Genomic DNA, 16,386 nt, shown 5'->3' with positions numbered 1-16,386 from the left:
CAAATTAAAATGAGTATGACAAAACACGTTCATTGGATAGTTGTAACCCTTTCTATGGGACTACTAATAGCCTGCAGCGAAAATAGACAAACAAACGATCAAACTGATGTAGGTAAACCTGAACGTAAAACACCTAAAATTAACCTTTATTCAGGAGGGTATAAAACTTTCGTTATCAAGGATAATGACACCGCATTCAAAAGTTTTAAAAAACGGTACACTGCGCAGCAACAGCACGTTATTTTAGCACTGAACCGTATTGATTTCAATAATTTTAATAATGTCGATTCCTTGCTTATTCCTGATTCTGTACAAACCGATATCAATAGCTATACGCCTTTTCCCTTAACGGTAAAAGAGCTGAAGCCTGTTGATAAAATGGTGTTTTTTTCTTACCCGATTCAGGCTTTTGCCGCTTATGAAAACGGACAGCTTATCCGTTGGGGCCCTAGTAGCATGGGCAGTAAGAAATACCCTACTAAAACAGGACTTTCTTTTACCAACTGGAAGGCGGAGGAGCATGTAAGTACGGCGGACGACGAATGGCTCCTTCGATGGAACTTCAATATCCGGAATAAGGAAGGAATTGGCTGGCATCAGTACACCATGCCGGGTTATCCTGCTTCGCATTCTTGTTTACGTTTATTGGAAAATGATGCCAAGTGGCTCTATGATTGGGCCGAACAGTGGGTCGTAGAGAAAGACCAGCATGTATTGGCAGAAGGAACGCCTGTTATTGTTTTTGGGTCGTACGACTATGAGGGAGATAAACCTTGGTTTAAGTTATTGCAAGATCCGAAAGCCACTAACATCACAGAGGAGCAACTGGTCAAGGAATTTAAACCGCATCTGGAACGAATACTGCAAGAGCAGGAAAAAAGGAAACAAGTGATGGCTTCGCGACGCGACTCGATCTAAACAAGCCTCGTGCCGTGTAATTTTTATGCTAATTTTATTATGAGCAATTTCACGACATCATTTCTATAAAACAAATGATATATTAGCCTTCCATAACAAGCATAAAATATACGAAAATGAATTGGACTCCAAATCCCGATCGATACAAACAGATGGTGTACAACACCTGTGGACGCAGCGGCTTAAAGCTTCCCGCCATCTCGCTAGGTCTTTGGCATAACTTCGGCGATGACACGCCACATAACATAAAAAGAACCATTTGCCAAACCGCCTTTGATCTGGGTATTACGCATTTTGATCTGGCGAATAATTATGGACCGCCTCCCGGAAGTGCAGAACTTGCTTTCGGACGGATTCTGAAAGAAGATTTTGCCGGTCTTCGTGACGAGCTGATCATATCTTCTAAGGCGGGTTATGATATGTGGCCAGGTCCTTACGGCGAATGGGGTAGTCGGAAGTACCTCATTGCAAGCTGTGATCAGAGTTTAAAACGTATGGGTTTGGACTACGTCGATATTTTTTATTCGCACCGCTTCGATCCAAATACGCCGTTGGAGGAAACAATGATGGCTCTTGATCACATTGTACGTTCCGGCAGGGCGCTGTACGTTGGAATTTCTTCCTATAATGCCCAAAGGACGCGAGAGGCTGCAGCTATATTGCGCGAATTGGGAACGCCTTGTCTAATCCACCAACCAAGTTATTCGCTGCTAAATCGCTGGATTGAGAAGGATGGTTTATTGGAAGCGTTAGAAGACACCGGAATGGGCTCCATCGTATTTTCGCCTTTGGCACAAGGGATGCTGACAACAAAATATTTAAAGGATATTCCAAAGGATAGTCGCGCCAACCAACATAAATCTTTAAACCCCGATTTCCTAAGTGAACGTAATCTGGCTAACATACGCTCATTGAATGACATTGCTGCCGCCCGCGGACAAACATTGGCTCAAATGGCTATTGCCTGGGTGTTGAGAAAAAATGAAGTGACGTCAGCTTTAATTGGCGCCAGTAAACCGGAACAAGTGATTGATTGCGCCGGCGCTATTGACAATTTAGCGTTTACGGAAGAAGAGCTGAGTGCCATCGACCGCTATGCACAAGACGGCGACATCAATATTTGGGCAAAATCAGCAGAATTGGAGTAAGATATGGGTTGAGTGGTTAAGTAGTCATAACGGTAAATAGTACTGGTAGTCAACCACCGAACTATTCAACTACTCAACCATTCAACCACTCAACTCTAACTAATTCGGATGCTTCACCAAATCGGGAGTGAATTTCCATATATCATCAAATGGTGTACTTCCGCTTCTTCCACCGACAACATACCCCACACCACCCGATGAAAATCCGACCGCCTGCTGCCGGGAAGACGCACCATCTATGGTGAAATCGTCATGTTCAATCCAGTAATCAACCGACGGATCATATCGCCAGGTTGAACTTAGTATAGAGCTATTAGTTCCTCCCGTTATAAATCCGTAGCTACCAATGACAAAAACCGCCGGAAAGTTTCGCCGCAAATCATATGTATAGTCGTCCGTTCTGCCGCTGAGCGGTTCTTTTGCAATCCAGTTTTGTCCATCAAAGGCATAAAAGCTGGAAACATACGCTTTATTATTGGTCCCACCTCCGAGGTAGGCGACATTATTGATCACAAAGCTGAAGGCAAAACTTCTTTTTTCCGGCGCACTGTTTACTTTCGTCCAACTGTTGCTACTCGGCGAATACGTATAGAAATCGTTATAATCCTGTGCATCAACATCCTGTCCGCAACCAACATAGGGGATATTATTGACTACAAAGCTTACCGCGCCATATCGAGCTGTACCGGGAAAAGGTGCGATGGGGGTCCAGGTGTCCTGCTGAGGGTCATACTCATAAAAGTCATTGAACATTTTTGTTCCATTCGTACCCAATCCCACATAACCTTTTCCATTAATGGCAAAGGCAACAGCGTTATTACGGGCCTCTCCCGGAAAACTGGCCCGATCCGTCCAGGTAGCCGTTCCCACATCATAAACCCAAGTATCATTGAAACGAGTACTGCTGGTTCCGTAGCCTGTTGTAATATAAACATCGTCGTTAATGATAAAACTGGCTGCACCACTTCTAGGGAGTCCGTCAAAATCAACACCCCGTACCCATTCTTCATCGTCATCATCTTCCTGATCCTTGCTACATGCAGCAGCGGTAATCAGCACGAGAAACATCATGGTCAATTTAATAAATCTAGTCTTCATTTTTTATTAGTATTTAGTATATAATATGCGAAGCTTAATCGGCGAATTACCATCGCCTTTGCCAATCAATAGCCGGTCAACTTTCGTAAGCAGATCACTTACAGGTATCGTTAAATACAAGGAGCTTTTCTTGTCTTCCATTGCCCCTCGATAATTACTTACATATTCGGTTAAGTTGAAGGTGTATTTTGAATTACCAACACCACCACTTAAGTCGTTTGCCAAATAGGCAACTTGTGTAGTGGTTTCATAACTGGAGGTTAGTAAGGATTTGGGCACACCATGCTCGTCAGCCAGCATCATATTTAAGCTAGGAGGAGGTGTGTAAGGTATATGTGAATTGGGCGGCGTTTCAATGGTGAGCTCGGCTTTATTGATAATGACGTCATTCCGGTTAACAAATTCATAGAGATAAGGAAACTGAATTTTGGTAACCAAACCGGTCAGTCCTTGCAACATAACCTGCTGTTTTGTTTCAGTGCCGGGCAGCTCAGCTTCGGTGTCGGCTTTTAATGCGCTGATAAGACTTTGACTGCGATCAACCTTAATGCTATTGAATTGATAGCTGCCATCATCCACTTTCATATTTAAGCTATCTTGCACTTTTTTACCATCTGTATTCCGCGTATAGGAATAATAGACTTTCATTAAAATTGAATCGGTGGCGAAAGCCGTTAACATAGAAGTCTTACTAGTGGGCACTAATACAAAGCCCTTTATATATTCCAAAAATTCTTCGGAATTGCTAACCTGACTACTGCCACTTTTTATTTTTGCCCATAAATCTTCCCCAAATGATTGATTCGCTTTGACAAACACCGTATCCGACTTGGAATAAGTTTTAGTCTTAGGCCGATGTTTAAAGCTGACAGATCCCAAAGGGATAGCATCGTAGCTAAATGCACTGTTCGTAAATAGCGTAGAACCGCTGGCAAATACGGGTTTTTCATCTTCCTCCCAAGCATTGGATTCGTCAATAAGTTCGATCTCTTCCGTGACCCGATGAAGATTAAAAGATTGAGTTAAAGTAGTGTCGCCATAATAATAACCTTGATACGGCAAGGCAAGTGACAATGAATCGAAAGCCGCGTCATCAGGTAAAGTTACATTACTAATGGCCGAATTGCCGATTCGGAAATAACTGGAGACCGTTAGATTACCCATTACTTCATCATTCATATGACCGACCAATAGGACTCCCTGCCCGTTGGAGGGTAGCGGATCTAGCTGATAGGTAGCCGTGCGAACGGTAATGCTATCCACGATTTCTGCGCCGATATTATCATTGGTATTGCTCAAGCTAATGGTACCATCTTTCGTACAGGAAACCAGAAGAAAAATCAAAGAGGAATAAATAAAAAGCTTCGTTCCTAAAAGTCCGGGTTTTATTATCGTCATAAATCAAGTGATTATCAAATTAAGAGGGCGAGATGAACTTAAAACATAAACTCGCTTGCTCAACTGAGGCAAAGGTGTGCAGGAATAGTGTTAAATACTGTTACATATTGTTAAAAATAGTTAAGCTTAACCCATTGACACTGAGTTACTCTTAATTTTGCCTCATTCTTATTTTAAAATGCATGTCTAAACAACACCGTTATCTATTGGGATTAATTACCTTGGCCAGTTTAGTAACCATTGTGTTTCAGTGTTTTTGGCTTGTTGGTAATTACCAACACGAGAAAGAGAACTTCATTGCTTATGCCGAGCGCCTACTCTTCGAAAGCATGCAGGAGGAACGCGAGCTACAGTTTCGATCCGCTTATCCAGAGGCATATACCTCTTTAAAACAAGGCGGCTTTCCCGCGGCTAGGCAGCTGTTTTATCAACAGGCAGACGAAAAGAATCGAGTTGCTGCACTGGCTATAAGCGGTGTGCCCGCAACGGCGATAGCCGCAAACGATACGCTTGCACATGATTCGCTACCGATGCAAGGGGTATTTCCTGTTGCTCTCATGCATATGGATTTTCATGCACTGCAAAAAAGGTATCGCAACAAATTAGGTCCGGATTTACAGAATGTATTTTTTCTTGATACGCTGAAAGCGAAGAGAGTGGATGATAAAGGCATTGAAGCCGGTATGGTTGGGCCAACGCCTCGCTTATTTAAAATGAGCGGTTCCTCAAAGACCACCATAAGCGTAACGAGATCGCTACCGGCGAGACCTGCTGAACCGATTAGGCTACACACCCTCACCAGACCGGTTTTTGGCATAGCTATGCGTTCCGGATCAGATCGAAATGGCTCACTGCGAGGTCATCACTTCTCCGTACCTTTTGGGAAAACCAATCCAAAAGTGATCGTTGATTTTCCGATACAGGCGACAACGATGATGCTTGATCCCTCCAAAGACCTTTTTCTGTCCTTATACCTAAAAACGCCTACTTGGTGGATTTTTAGGCACCTGGCATGGGCACTCCTTTCGTCGTTTGCACTTACAAGCCTTACGATTGGGTGTCTTGTGTATTTGCTTTACACCATTTTTAAGCAAAAGAAACTGGCGGATATAAAAAACGACTTTGTAAACAATATGACGCATGAGCTGAAAACGCCTCTAGCGACTGTCTTAGCGGCAACTGAGACATTGCAACAGCTGAGGTTAAAAGATAATCAGCAAAAAGCCGATCTATATTTGCAAATGACGCATCGATCGGCGACGCACCTTACGAACCTTATCGATCAAATTTTGCATTTAGCGGTAGGAGAGAAGAAGGGAATGCATTTACACCCCGAACCGGTGGACACCAACAAACTACTACTACAATTGGTGGAGACACATCAACTCATCAATCAACATCAAGTCACCTTATCGATAGAGGAAGAGGTACCCTTAATAAATGTTGATAAGATGCATATTGTTAATGCCGTTAACAACTTATTAGATAATGCGATTAAGTATACCGTCGAACCGATCAATATTCGGGTAATCAGCAAAATGGAGAATGGGCAATGGGTATTGAGTATTGCTGATAACGGCATTGGTATTGCTTCTGCCGATATTAAACATATTTTTCAGCCATTTTATCGAGTGCCAACGGGTAATATCCACCGCGTGAAGGGTTTTGGCTTGGGATTACACTATGTAAAACAAGTAATCACCCAACACAAAGGACAAATTGAGGTTATTAGCACGCCGGGCAAGGGCACCACCTTTACTATTTATTTACCCCTGAACATATGATACCACTTTTATTAATCGAAGACGAAACCGATTTGGGACTTATTATTGCTGATAATTTGCGATCTGCTGAATTTGACGTGAACCATTGTTCAGATGGGGAGCAAGGTCTTTTATTATTTTATCAGATGAAGCCGGAGATCGTCATTCTCGATGTGATGCTCCCCGGTTTGGATGGCTTTGCAATCGCAAAAAAAATACGGGAAGTGGATACAGAAACTCCTATTTTATTTCTAACGGCCCGAACGCAAACAGCAGATGTTGTTAACGCTTTTGAATTAGGGGCAAACGACTACCTACGTAAGCCCTTTAGTCTGGAAGAACTGAAAGTCCGTATCAATGCCTTGGTACAACGTAATCAATGGCAAAATCAAAAACGCTTTTTACATATCGGTGATTATGCCATGGATAGTATGCGACAAACATTGAAGCATCGGGAAGGGAAGGAAATTAATTTGTCTTTCAGGGAGTGTGAACTGATCAAAATGCTCTACGAAAACAAAAATAAAGTCATTCACCGCCAAGATATTATCCATGCCGTATGGCCTCATGATCGTTTCTTCACTGGCAGAAGCTTAGACGTATTTATTAGTCGAATTCGGACCTATTTACAAAAGGATGATCGTATTTCTATCGTAAATGTTCGTGCAGTAGGTTATAAAATGATTGTATAATGGAGAATTAAGCCCATTGGTTCAATAATTTTTTAAACGATTCTCTGTACAGATCGCCAACGGGTATTTCTGCTGAGCCAACATATACACTATTTCTTCCCAACGCATCTATTTTGTTAACGGCAATAATAAAGGAACGATGTATGCGGATAAAATCCGCTTCAGGAAGCCGTTCTTCGATACTCTTTAAAGTTGTTAACGAACTGATAGCTTGCTCTTTATTGAGCAGATGGATCTTTACATAATCTTTGATAGATTCGATATAGGCGATATCATTCAAATCAATCCGAATCAGTTTATAATCCGACTTAATGTATAGATAACGCTCTTTTTTACCTTTATCTTGGTCGACTGGTAACGTTTCCATTGATTCAAAGTAACTTTTCGCCTTGTTAGCCGCCTGTAAAAATTCATTATAATTGAACGGCTTTAATAGATAATAAAGCGCATCAACTTGATAACCTTCGATAGCGAATTGATTGAAAGCAGTTGTAAATACAATTCGACAGGTATTTTTTTGATTTGATTGTGCCATTAACTTCGAGAATTCCATTCCTGTTAGTTCAGGCATATAAATATCTAAGAATATCAGTTGGACGGAAAGTTTATCTAATACATCCAAAGCCTCTATTGCACTACCATAAGAGCCTACCAGCGTTAAAAAAGGCGTTTTCTCAATATAGTTGCTAATTAGCCCCAATGCTAGCGGCTCATCATCGATTGCAATGCAATTCAAGTTCATGATAATATAAGTGTTAAATCGACTTGATAAATGGTATCGTTGGCAATTTTGTTAATTGTTAAAAGATGCCTGCCTGGATACAACAAATTAAGGCGTCTTTTTGTGTTCTGTAAACCGATACCGCTTTCTTCTAAAGGATTGCTTGTTTTCTCTTGTAAGGTATTGCTTACCTTTAAGTGTAAAGTTTGGTCCTTTACCGAGACTTCAATCCGTATTTCGCTTGCTTTCGTTGCACTAATACCATGCTTGAACGCATTTTCAACAAAGGGTAATAACAGCATCGGTGCTATCTTGTAATCATGGGACAAAACAGGCTCCTTATAGATTACCTGATTATTGACATGCAACCGTAATTGCATCAACTCAATATGATCTTTCAAAAACTTTAACTCCTCTACTAAGCTAGTTTCGTTTTGCGCTGTTTCGTATAGCAAATAACGCATCATTCTCGATAATTTATGCAAGGCCTCTCGGGAGAGCTCCACATCGGAAAACGATAAAGCGTAAATATTGTTAAGTGTATTGAAGAAAAAATGTGGGTTGATCTGTGCTTTAAGAAAAGAAAGTTCGGATGCTATCTGCTGTTTCTGCAACTCGTCTTTTAAACGTGCCTCTTGCTGCCATTGTCTTACGGCTGCCACTGTTGTACTTATTCCCAGTACCAGTAAACTGAACATCAAAGTGAAACCATCGATAAGTTCTTCATGTTTTGGCGGCCGCTGTCTTGCATTCGCCATCATTACCTGAAAATCCAGCCATCTTTCAAGTAAAAGGGCAAGCCCTTGCCCAAAGAAAAGTGCAATCAATAACCATATAAGAAAAAGCAATCGCTTGTTCCTAAAAAGGAGTCTAGGGGTAAAGAGCAGGTAATTACTGTAAAAAATAACAACGAAAAAAAAGATAATGCTGACATGCTTTATCCAAAATGCAGCAGGTAACTTAATTCCCCAACTAAGTGGAGGATAAACGAGTAGGGTAAACCCTAACAGTACCCACAACAAAATATGCGTAAAAATAATACCAAGTGTTCTTCTATTTGCTTTCTCCATTATTTCGCATTTGACTTACAATGTTAAGGGATATCCCAAACTCTGTAAAGATTAACCGATAGAGAGTCAGATTTTCTCGTCCAAACCGACAAAATCATCTTTTAACGCCTTTTTAGACAACACAATTTAACAATGCTGGTTTTATCTGCAAAATAACACTTTCTGTCGAGCATACCGTCCTTTCAATCTAGAAAGCTTTTTTATATCTCGTAAAGCTTGTCTTTTTGTGCCGTTCCAAAACATGAAATATGGCAATTAGATGGTTAAAATATATGAGTTTTTTCGCGCTCATATCGTGCACATTGGCTGGTAATGCCCAGCAAGAACAAACGCATATCAAACAATGGTCTTTAAAAGAATGCTTGGCTTATGCCCAACAACATAATATAACCCTCAATAATTTACGTTTGGCCAAACAAAGTGCGGATCAAAACCTCATCAGTGCCAAAGCTTCTGTATTGCCCGATTTAAATGCCTCAGCTTCACAGAATGCGACTCACTACGGGACAGCCTGGGGGGATACCGGTAAATCGATCAATTTAAATGGAAGTGCGGGTTTAAACTCTTCCGTAACGCTTTTTAATGGGGGAACCCTAAGAGCCGATATTCGCCAATCACAATTAGCTACTGAAATGGCTGATTTGGACGTTTCTGAGGCAGGTAACGACTTATACTTACAGATTATTCAAGCTTATACCAACATTATGCTTGATAAAGAAACCATTGTTTATGCGCAGGACCTGGTACAAACATCCCAAGCGCAAACTGAACAAATGGATCAACAGTATAAGGCCGGTGCGGCAGCGAAAAAAGATTTAATTCAATTGCAGGCGCAACTAGCTTCTGATCAATATACATTAACCAGTGCTAAGAATGCGGAAAGACAAGATAAAATTACCCTGAAACAATTGCTTCAGCTTCCGGTGGACAGCGCTTTCGATATTGTAAAAGCCGATACGACTTTTGCCCTTGCAGCCATTCCTTCGTTACATGAAGTGATCCAGGACGCAATAAACAAGCGGCCCGAGATAAAGAATAGCTTACTCAATATCGAAAATTCAAAGCTCGATCTCAAAAAGGCAAAAGCGGGTTATTTGCCGGTTATATCTCTGAATGGCGGGATAGGCACCAATTACAACAACGGCACCAATATAGGTACCTTTAGGCAATTTGATAATAATTTCTATCAACAAATCGGCATTACTGCGACCATCCCCTTGTTCAGCAGAAAGGTTAATCAAACCAATGTAGCAAAGTCCAATATTGCCATTAAACAAGCAGAGCTTGATCTGTTGAATACAAAAACTATTCTTTCACAAACAGTGGAAAAGGCTTACATCAACACGCAGAATGCATATAGTCAATACGATGCCTCCGCCGAACAGTTAAATTATAATAAGGAAGCATACCGGATAGCAGGTGAAGAATTACGTGTAGGATCGGCTAATACAGTAGAATATATACAGCAAAAAAATCTATACATACAAGCATTACAAGCATATACGCAAGCAAAATATAGTGCCATGCTTTCGCTCAATGTATTCAATTTCTACAAGGGCGATTTTTTGGAAAATCAACAATAAGTGCAAACTCTTGAATTATATATATGAATCGTAAAAAAATAATCATTATTGGTATCCTGATTTTAATGCTCGCTGTTTTACTTTATTTCTTTTTCGGCAGGAAAAAGGAAAACGGAGTAGCTTTTGAAACAACAGTGCCTGAAAAAGGCCCCATTGCATCCATCATTACCTCAACGGGTACTATTCAGCCGGTTGACACGGTAGCCGTGGGAACGCAGGTTTCCGGTATTATAGCCAGCATCTATACCGACTACAACGCGCAGGTAAAAAAAGGTCAACTATTAGCGGAGCTAGATCCGACCTTAATGCAGGCAACGGTTGATCAAATCAAGGGACAGCTGGCGCAGGCGCAAAGTAATTTTAATTATCAGCAAATCAATTTCAATCGCCAACGGGAGCTTTTCCAAGTAGGGGCGATCAGCAAGGCCACTTACGATCTGGCAACTAATTCGTATGAAACGGCGCAGGCAAGTGTCAACAGCATTAAGGCGCAGTTGCGATCGGCGCAGCAGAATTTATCTTTTACTAAAATCTATTCACCAATTGATGGGGTTGTGCTTAATCGAAGTGTCAGCGTTGGGCAAACAGTGGCCGCCAGTTTTAATACGCCTACTTTATTCAGTTTAGCCAAAGATATTACCAAAATGCAAGTACAGGCCAAAGTAGACGAAGCCGATATTGGCGATGTCCAAATGGGTGATCGTGTTACTTTTACGGTGGATGCCTATATCGATCAAACTTTTGAAGGCAAAGTTTCTGAAATTCGTTTACAACCCAGTACCTCCAATAATGTTGTCACGTACACAACGATTATTGAAACCAGTAATGCTGATATGAAGTTAAAACCAGGTATGACCGCTACAGTAACGATCTACACAAAAGAAGCTAGCAACGTACTTACAGTTCCTGTCAGTGCCCTGAAACTCACCATCGAACCAGGGCAGGTTACACCACCGTATCGACTCATCGAAAACCAAGCCGCCGATACGGCCCAGAATGCCGTATGGGTACTGAAAGGAAATCAAGTGTTTAGGCAGGCCATCAAAGTAGGCATTAATGATAATACAAAGGTTCAGGTAGAAGGAGGGGTAGGCGCCAAAGATAGCATTATAACAGCTATTGTGAGTACCGGACAAGGTACACCGGAAAATATGGGGTCAAACCCTTTCTTGCCGACACCAAGGAGAAGACGATAATGGCAGCGATATTAAATATTAAGGATCTGAAAAGAGAGTTTCTCGTCGGATCGCAGGTGGTACGTGCCTTGAAAGGTGTAAACTTCGATGTAAATACGGGTGAATTTGTTACGATCATGGGAAGTAGTGGTTCGGGTAAATCCACCATGCTTAATATCTTAGGCTGCCTGGACAAAGCGAGTTCGGGTGAGTATTTTTTAGATGGAATTAATGTTAAAAGTTTAAATCGGGATGAATTAGCCAAATTGAGAAACAATAAAATTGGTTTCGTTTTTCAGGCCTACAATTTATTGCCTAGAACGTCGGCATTGGAAAATGTGGAACTACCCTTATTGTACCAATCCGGCATTTCTCATAAAGAGCGGCAGGAAAAAGCGATGCATGCACTGGAAATGGTAAAACTGCAAGACCGGTATGATCATACGCCGAGCCAGCTTTCAGGTGGGCAGCAACAGCGTGTGGCTATTGCCCGAGCTTTAGTGAATGAGCCTGTGATGATCTTAGCAGATGAAGCAACGGGAAATCTCGATACGAGGACCTCGTACGAAATTATGACCTTGATGCAAGAGTTGAATCAAGAGCAACAAAAGACCATTGTATTCGTCACACATGAACCTGACATTGCATCATTCAGCAGCCGAACCATCCTATTGCGGGATGGAAAGATTCAACGAGATACACCAAATACGGCGATTCGTTCCGCTAAAGAGGCCTTGGCTGCCTTACCGACAAATGATGATTATTAACGCATTTGCAGAAAATTCAATTTATGAATTACGTCAATTTATTACGCATAGCGCTCCGGGCGATTCAAAGGAATAAACTGAGAGCCTTTCTTACCATGCTGGGCATTATCATTGGTGTCGCCGCTGTGATTACCATGATGTCTATTGGCGAAGGGTCCAAACAAAGTATACAGAATACCTTCTCAAGCATGGGTTCTAATATGATTACGATTATGCCTTACAACAACAGTCCGATGCCGGGCGGTGTTCGTCTAGGCGCAGCCAGTGTGCAATCGCTCACCCTTAGCGACGTTAACAAGATCAAGCAGGAGGTAAGTGAAATTAACGCGCTTTCACCTGGTGTTTCCAGTAGCGGACAGGCAATTCGGGGAGCCAATAACTGGCCAACATCGCTACAAGGTGTTTCCAGCGACTACCTACAGATACGCCAATTAAGTATAAAGGATGGATCAAACTTTACGGAAGAACAAGTGAAGGCTTCTGCCAAGGTCTGTTTAATAGGCCAAACCGTTGTTGATAATTTGTTCAAAGAAAACGAGAATCCTGTGGGCCAGATTATCCGTTTTGGAAAAATTCCTTTTCAGATTATTGGTGTACTTAATGCAAAAGGGCAAAATACTTTCGGACAGGACCAGGATGATATCATCATTGCTCCTTATACAACCGTCATGAAACGTATCTTGGCTACAACCTATCTTCAAAATATTTATGCAGCAACACCGAACGAAGCTTTGTCAAATCAAGCAATGGAACATATCACAACCGTCTTAAGAGAAAATCACCGTATTCGGGAAGGTACTGAAAATGATTTTGAAGTACGCACCATGGCCGAACTTATACAAATGCTCAGTTCAACAAGCGGCATGATGACCTCCTTATTGACTGCAGTAGCCGGTATCTCACTTCTCATTGGCGGAATTGGTATCATGAACATTATGTATGTATCGGTTACAGAACGTACACGGGAAATTGGATTACGGCTGTCAATAGGGGCTCGTGGCCGGGATATTTTGTGGCAGTTTTTAACGGAAGCCGTCGTTATTAGCATGACAGGCGGTGTAATGGGAGCAATACTTGGAATTATAGCCTCCTTCACGATATCCAGTCTCGTTCATTGGCCGATCTTGATTTCCGAATCATCAATCGTCATTTCATTCTTTGTCTGTGTTATTACCGGTGTCTTTTTTGGTTATTATCCTGCGGTAAAAGCCGCAGCACTGGACCCTATAGAAGCTTTGAGATATGAGTAGTATCGTAGGGTTTTTAGTGGTGGATGAGCTGTTGAATCGTTGGTACTACATAAGATGAAAGACATCGGATATAAGACATAAGACACGGGATAGGAAATCCTGATACTTGCCTGCCTGCCGGTAGGCAGGCCTTGTACCAATGCCCTTATAGTCGACACTGCCTAAAGCTTATAGCCTAATGCTTAAAACAAAAAAGCCCGATTTCCTCGGGCTCCGGTATTTCATAGGTAATAATTTTTTAATGATTATTTACCCGAATTTTTGATAGAGGTAACATCATTGCGAATCTCTTGGGCAAGATTCTTTAACTCTTGCATTGCTTTACGTACCCGTGTACCGGCAGCTGCATTTCCTTTGTTGTAGAATTTGTCGGCATCAACTTCAACTGAGCTAATAAGCTCTTTTAACTTTCCAAATTTGTCCATTGTAGTAATTTTTTATTTAAGTGATAATTTGACGACAAGATGATCTTGCCCTAATGGGCTACAAACCACATTTTTCGTACCAAATCGCTTTAAATGAGCTAAAAACACAGTTTTTTTTAAAAAAAATGGTAAAAAGCAATAAAAATGCATTGATTTATCTAAAATAGGCCATAAAACGTCATGGAATCAATTCGGCATGACCGATCCCAAAAGAGTCTTCATTACATTTATTGTAGCGTTTTATATACGCTATCGGTTCTACTGTATAGAAACGCCTTCATCTTTAAACGCGGCTTGCAGTGTAGCGTCGAGTTCTGCATCGGTCAAAATCAGATCGATCGAATGAACCGGTCCTACGAAAAAAGGTTCGGCCGTAGCAATTTTATTAACGGTTGACAAGGCTATTACATATTTCGCATTGGCTACAATATTTCGCTTGATAATACAATCATCATAATCACGCGTAGTGATCCCGGCTACTAAATCAATGCTGCAAATTCCCAAAAAAGCCAGATCTGATTTAATCGTACGAATCGCATCTACGGTATCAGCACCGACAGTCGTAAAGGCACCTTTATTTAAACGCCCCCCTAAAAATATAACTTCTGCTAAGGGGTGATCCTCCAATGCGTTGACAATGGGAAAACTGTTTGTAACAACAACAATGTTCCGCTCGGGGGGGAGGGCAGCGGCCACCGCCAAACTTGATGTTCCCCCGTCAAAAAACACTACTTGTCCATCCTCAATAAAATTTAACGCTTTTTCAGCAATTAATCGCTTTTGTTCCAGTTGTAAATGTTCCCGATCGCGATAGTGATGGGGAACCGGCGAGTGAGCAATGGCACCTCCCCGCACAGCTTTCACAATCCCTAGGTCGGACAACTCCTTGATATCTCTCCGCACGGTATCTTCCGAAACATTTAGTAACTCACTTAACTCCTTCAGTTGCGCCGACTGTTTGTTCTTTATGTGCTCCGTTAATCGCTGTTGCCTTTCTGCTTTGATCATCTTTTTGCAATTTAATGCAAAGTTAATAAAAATATATTGCAATAAATTGCAAATATTATGTATTTTTGTTGCATTAAATTGCAATATATGAAAAAACGATCAATTGCTATTGACATGGATGGCGTCTTAGCCGACACGGAAAGTCAGTATTTACATTATTATGAGCAGGAATATGGAAAGCGTTTAACGAAGGACATCTTCCATAATGTCCCCGAGGCGGAAGCTTTGCCAAACGGATCTATATTTAAATACCTTTATACACCGGGTTTTTTTAGAACGATACCGGTAATGGCGGGAGCAGTGGAAGCTGTAAGGAGGCTTCAGACGCGATATGAAGTTTACATTGTTTCTGCCGCGATGGAATTTCCACTTTCTCTATTTGAAAAGAAGGAATGGCTTGCTGAACATTTTCCATTTATTCACTGGCACAACATCATTTTTTGCGGAGACAAAAGTATTATTGATACCGACTTTATGATTGATGACTATTGTAAGAATCTGGATTTCTGCAAAGGAAAACCCATTTTGTTTAGCGCTGGTCATAATGCCGGTATAACCCATCATCTTCGCGCTAATAATTGGCAGGAAATACTTGATATACTGGACGTAGTCCCTACAAATTAACGAGACAAGGTCTTTTTATCTAGCCAAGCTGAAAAAGCGTCCTTAAAGATGTTTCCAATAGGAATACTTCTTTGAGGATAATAAGCTAACCTAATTTGGTTTCCCTCTATCGCACGAACATGCTTTAGTGCGATAATATAGGACTTATGAATTCTCATAAAAGCCGTTTTGCTTAAATGCTTTTCTATTTCCTTCATGGTAATGAATGCAATGATTCGTTCGCCATGATCTAAATAGATAGAAATATAGTTTTTAAGTCCTTCAATGATGACAATCTTACTTACGTCTATTTTAAATAGTTTTCCTTTGCGATCTGTTTTTATAAAGAGGTACGGACTACCTGGTAGTTCAACTTCGTTTTTGTTATCTTGATGATTTTGAACTTTATTAACAGCCTGCAAAAATCGGTCAAAGGAAATAGGTTTAAGCAAATAATCAACAACAGCAAATTCATAGCCCGTGAGTGCATACTCCGTGTAAGCTGTTGTGAGAACAACTTGTACATCCATATTTAGGACGTTAAGTAACTCTATTCCGGTAAGGTAGGGCATCTGCACATCCAAAAAAAGTAGATCAACCGGCTTTGCTTTGATTGCCGACAAAGCGCTCACTGGCTCCGTAGACGAGCCAACTAGCTCCAGAAATGGAACTTTTCCGATATGATGTGTTAAAAGATCAATCGCGTGTTCTTCATCGTCAATTACAAAGCAGCTCATCCTTTGGCGGGTATCTTCTTTTATCATGGC

The 16,386-nt window shown here is 41.2% G+C and carries 16 protein-coding genes; 9 read left to right on the top strand and 7 right to left on the bottom strand.

Annotated features, from left to right (window positions below):
- Positions 1-9: 9 nt before the first annotated feature.
- Both FKG96_RS14915 and mgrA read left to right on the top strand, forming a co-directional pair.
- Entirely contained in the window at positions 10-918 is a 909-nt protein-coding gene (locus FKG96_RS14915; protein WP_242627363.1) for a L,D-transpeptidase, read from the top strand.
- 116 nt (positions 919-1,034) lie between these two features.
- Positions 1,035-2,066, top strand: coding sequence for an L-glyceraldehyde 3-phosphate reductase (gene mgrA, locus FKG96_RS14910; RefSeq protein ID WP_130857744.1), 1,032 nt, complete (start codon positions 1,035-1,037; stop codon positions 2,064-2,066).
- A gap of 99 nt (positions 2,067-2,165) precedes the next feature.
- Here mgrA and FKG96_RS14905 read toward each other — a convergent pair whose 3' ends face one another.
- Both FKG96_RS14905 and FKG96_RS14900 read right to left on the bottom strand, forming a co-directional pair.
- On the bottom strand, positions 2,166-3,164 hold the full coding sequence (locus FKG96_RS14905; protein WP_013666679.1) for a kelch repeat-containing protein: 999 nt from the start codon (positions 3,162-3,164) through the stop codon (positions 2,166-2,168).
- Positions 3,165-3,170: 6 nt separating this feature from the next.
- Positions 3,171-4,562 carry a DUF4270 domain-containing protein gene (locus tag FKG96_RS14900; protein WP_130857745.1) on the bottom strand — a complete coding sequence of 464 codons (1,392 nt, stop codon included), beginning with the start codon at positions 4,560-4,562 and terminating at the stop codon, positions 3,171-3,173.
- 182 nt (positions 4,563-4,744) lie between these two features.
- Here FKG96_RS14900 and FKG96_RS14895 point away from each other — a divergent pair, with 182 nt between their 5' ends.
- Positions 4,745-6,346 (top strand): cell wall metabolism sensor histidine kinase WalK, encoded by a 1,602-nt coding sequence (locus tag FKG96_RS14895; protein ID WP_130857746.1) that lies wholly within the window; start codon positions 4,745-4,747, stop codon positions 6,344-6,346.
- Positions 6,343-7,017 (top strand): response regulator transcription factor, encoded by a 675-nt coding sequence (locus tag FKG96_RS14890; protein WP_013666676.1) that lies wholly within the window; start codon positions 6,343-6,345, stop codon positions 7,015-7,017. The genes FKG96_RS14895 and FKG96_RS14890 overlap by 4 nt, the downstream gene beginning before the upstream one ends.
- Before the next feature lie 7 nt (positions 7,018-7,024).
- Here the strand turns inward: FKG96_RS14890 and FKG96_RS14885 are convergent, their stop codons facing one another.
- Together FKG96_RS14885 and FKG96_RS14880 are read right to left on the bottom strand one after the other, a co-directional pair.
- The gene (locus FKG96_RS14885) at positions 7,025-7,759 is read right to left on the bottom strand and encodes a LytTR family DNA-binding domain-containing protein (protein ID WP_130857747.1); all 735 of its coding nucleotides are present in this window, start codon (positions 7,757-7,759) and stop codon (positions 7,025-7,027) included.
- The gene (locus FKG96_RS14880; RefSeq protein WP_130857748.1) at positions 7,756-8,808 is read right to left on the bottom strand and encodes a sensor histidine kinase; all 1,053 of its coding nucleotides are present in this window, start codon (positions 8,806-8,808) and stop codon (positions 7,756-7,758) included. The genes FKG96_RS14885 and FKG96_RS14880 overlap by 4 nt, the downstream gene beginning before the upstream one ends.
- A gap of 248 nt (positions 8,809-9,056) precedes the next feature.
- Here FKG96_RS14880 and FKG96_RS14875 point away from each other — a divergent pair, with 248 nt between their 5' ends.
- Genes FKG96_RS14875 through FKG96_RS14860 form a run of 4 tightly spaced genes read left to right on the top strand, consistent with a single transcriptional unit; the run spans position 9,057 to position 13,583 of the window.
- Positions 9,057-10,391 carry a TolC family protein gene (locus FKG96_RS14875; protein ID WP_242627364.1) on the top strand — a complete coding sequence of 445 codons (1,335 nt, stop codon included), beginning with the start codon at positions 9,057-9,059 and terminating at the stop codon, positions 10,389-10,391.
- 23 nt (positions 10,392-10,414) lie between these two features.
- On the top strand, positions 10,415-11,587 hold the full coding sequence (locus FKG96_RS14870) for an efflux RND transporter periplasmic adaptor subunit (RefSeq protein WP_130857749.1): 1,173 nt from the start codon (positions 10,415-10,417) through the stop codon (positions 11,585-11,587).
- Positions 11,587-12,333 (top strand): ABC transporter ATP-binding protein, encoded by a 747-nt coding sequence (locus tag FKG96_RS14865; protein ID WP_013666671.1) that lies wholly within the window; start codon positions 11,587-11,589, stop codon positions 12,331-12,333. The genes FKG96_RS14870 and FKG96_RS14865 overlap by 1 nt, the downstream gene beginning before the upstream one ends.
- A 23-nt stretch (positions 12,334-12,356) precedes the next feature.
- Entirely contained in the window at positions 12,357-13,583 is a 1,227-nt protein-coding gene (locus FKG96_RS14860; protein ID WP_013666670.1) for an ABC transporter permease, read from the top strand.
- A gap of 245 nt (positions 13,584-13,828) precedes the next feature.
- On the opposite strand, the gene FKG96_RS14855 is transcribed toward FKG96_RS14860, so the two are convergent.
- Positions 13,829-14,008, bottom strand: coding sequence for a histone H1 (locus FKG96_RS14855; RefSeq protein WP_013666669.1), 180 nt, complete (start codon positions 14,006-14,008; stop codon positions 13,829-13,831).
- A 258-nt stretch (positions 14,009-14,266) separates the two neighbouring features.
- Positions 14,267-15,016 carry a DeoR/GlpR family DNA-binding transcription regulator gene (locus FKG96_RS14850; protein ID WP_130857751.1) on the bottom strand — a complete coding sequence of 250 codons (750 nt, stop codon included), beginning with the start codon at positions 15,014-15,016 and terminating at the stop codon, positions 14,267-14,269.
- Between the two features lie 87 nt (positions 15,017-15,103).
- Here FKG96_RS14850 and FKG96_RS14845 point away from each other — a divergent pair, with 87 nt between their 5' ends.
- Positions 15,104-15,640, top strand: coding sequence for a 5'(3')-deoxyribonucleotidase (locus FKG96_RS14845; protein WP_246860290.1), 537 nt, complete (start codon positions 15,104-15,106; stop codon positions 15,638-15,640).
- On the opposite strand, the gene FKG96_RS14840 is transcribed toward FKG96_RS14845, so the two are convergent.
- On the bottom strand, positions 15,637-16,383 hold the full coding sequence (locus FKG96_RS14840) for a LytTR family DNA-binding domain-containing protein (protein ID WP_130857753.1): 747 nt from the start codon (positions 16,381-16,383) through the stop codon (positions 15,637-15,639). The genes FKG96_RS14845 and FKG96_RS14840 overlap by 4 nt on opposite strands.
- Between the last annotated feature and the right edge of the window lie 3 nt (positions 16,384-16,386).

This window comes from Olivibacter sp. LS-1 (assembly GCF_008245145.1).
In the GTDB taxonomy this organism is placed as follows: domain Bacteria; phylum Bacteroidota; class Bacteroidia; order Sphingobacteriales; family Sphingobacteriaceae; genus Olivibacter; species Olivibacter oleidegradans.
Note: the sequence above shows the minus strand (reverse complement) of the source record. Positions and strands in the feature narration are given on the sequence as shown.

Bases quoted from the DNA above. Each gene is read 5' to 3' on its own strand.
- FKG96_RS14870 (WP_130857749.1), top strand. From the start codon at position 10,415: ATGAATCGTAAAAAAATAATCATTATTGGTATCCTGATTTTAATGCTC.
- FKG96_RS14865 (WP_013666671.1), top strand. From the start codon at position 11,587: ATGGCAGCGATATTAAATATTAAGGATCTGAAAAGAGAGTTTCTCGTC.
- FKG96_RS14895 (WP_130857746.1), top strand. From the start codon at position 4,745: ATGTCTAAACAACACCGTTATCTATTGGGATTAATTACCTTGGCCAGT.
- FKG96_RS14915 (WP_242627363.1), top strand. From the start codon at position 10: ATGAGTATGACAAAACACGTTCATTGGATAGTTGTAACCCTTTCTATG.
- FKG96_RS14905 (WP_013666679.1), bottom strand. From the start codon at position 3,164: ATGAAGACTAGATTTATTAAATTGACCATGATGTTTCTCGTGCTGATT.
- FKG96_RS14880 (WP_130857748.1), bottom strand. From the start codon at position 8,808: ATGGAGAAAGCAAATAGAAGAACACTTGGTATTATTTTTACGCATATT.
- FKG96_RS14860 (WP_013666670.1), top strand. From the start codon at position 12,357: ATGAATTACGTCAATTTATTACGCATAGCGCTCCGGGCGATTCAAAGG.
- FKG96_RS14900 (WP_130857745.1), bottom strand. From the start codon at position 4,562: ATGACGATAATAAAACCCGGACTTTTAGGAACGAAGCTTTTTATTTAT.
- FKG96_RS14845 (WP_246860290.1), top strand. From the start codon at position 15,104: ATGAAAAAACGATCAATTGCTATTGACATGGATGGCGTCTTAGCCGAC.
- FKG96_RS14875 (WP_242627364.1), top strand. From the start codon at position 9,057: ATGGCAATTAGATGGTTAAAATATATGAGTTTTTTCGCGCTCATATCG.
- FKG96_RS14850 (WP_130857751.1), bottom strand. From the start codon at position 15,016: ATGATCAAAGCAGAAAGGCAACAGCGATTAACGGAGCACATAAAGAAC.
- FKG96_RS14855 (WP_013666669.1), bottom strand. From the start codon at position 14,008: ATGGACAAATTTGGAAAGTTAAAAGAGCTTATTAGCTCAGTTGAAGTT.
- FKG96_RS14840 (WP_130857753.1), bottom strand. From the start codon at position 16,383: ATGATAAAAGAAGATACCCGCCAAAGGATGAGCTGCTTTGTAATTGAC.
- FKG96_RS14885 (WP_130857747.1), bottom strand. From the start codon at position 7,759: ATGAACTTGAATTGCATTGCAATCGATGATGAGCCGCTAGCATTGGGG.
- FKG96_RS14890 (WP_013666676.1), top strand. From the start codon at position 6,343: ATGATACCACTTTTATTAATCGAAGACGAAACCGATTTGGGACTTATT.
- mgrA (WP_130857744.1), top strand. From the start codon at position 1,035: ATGAATTGGACTCCAAATCCCGATCGATACAAACAGATGGTGTACAAC.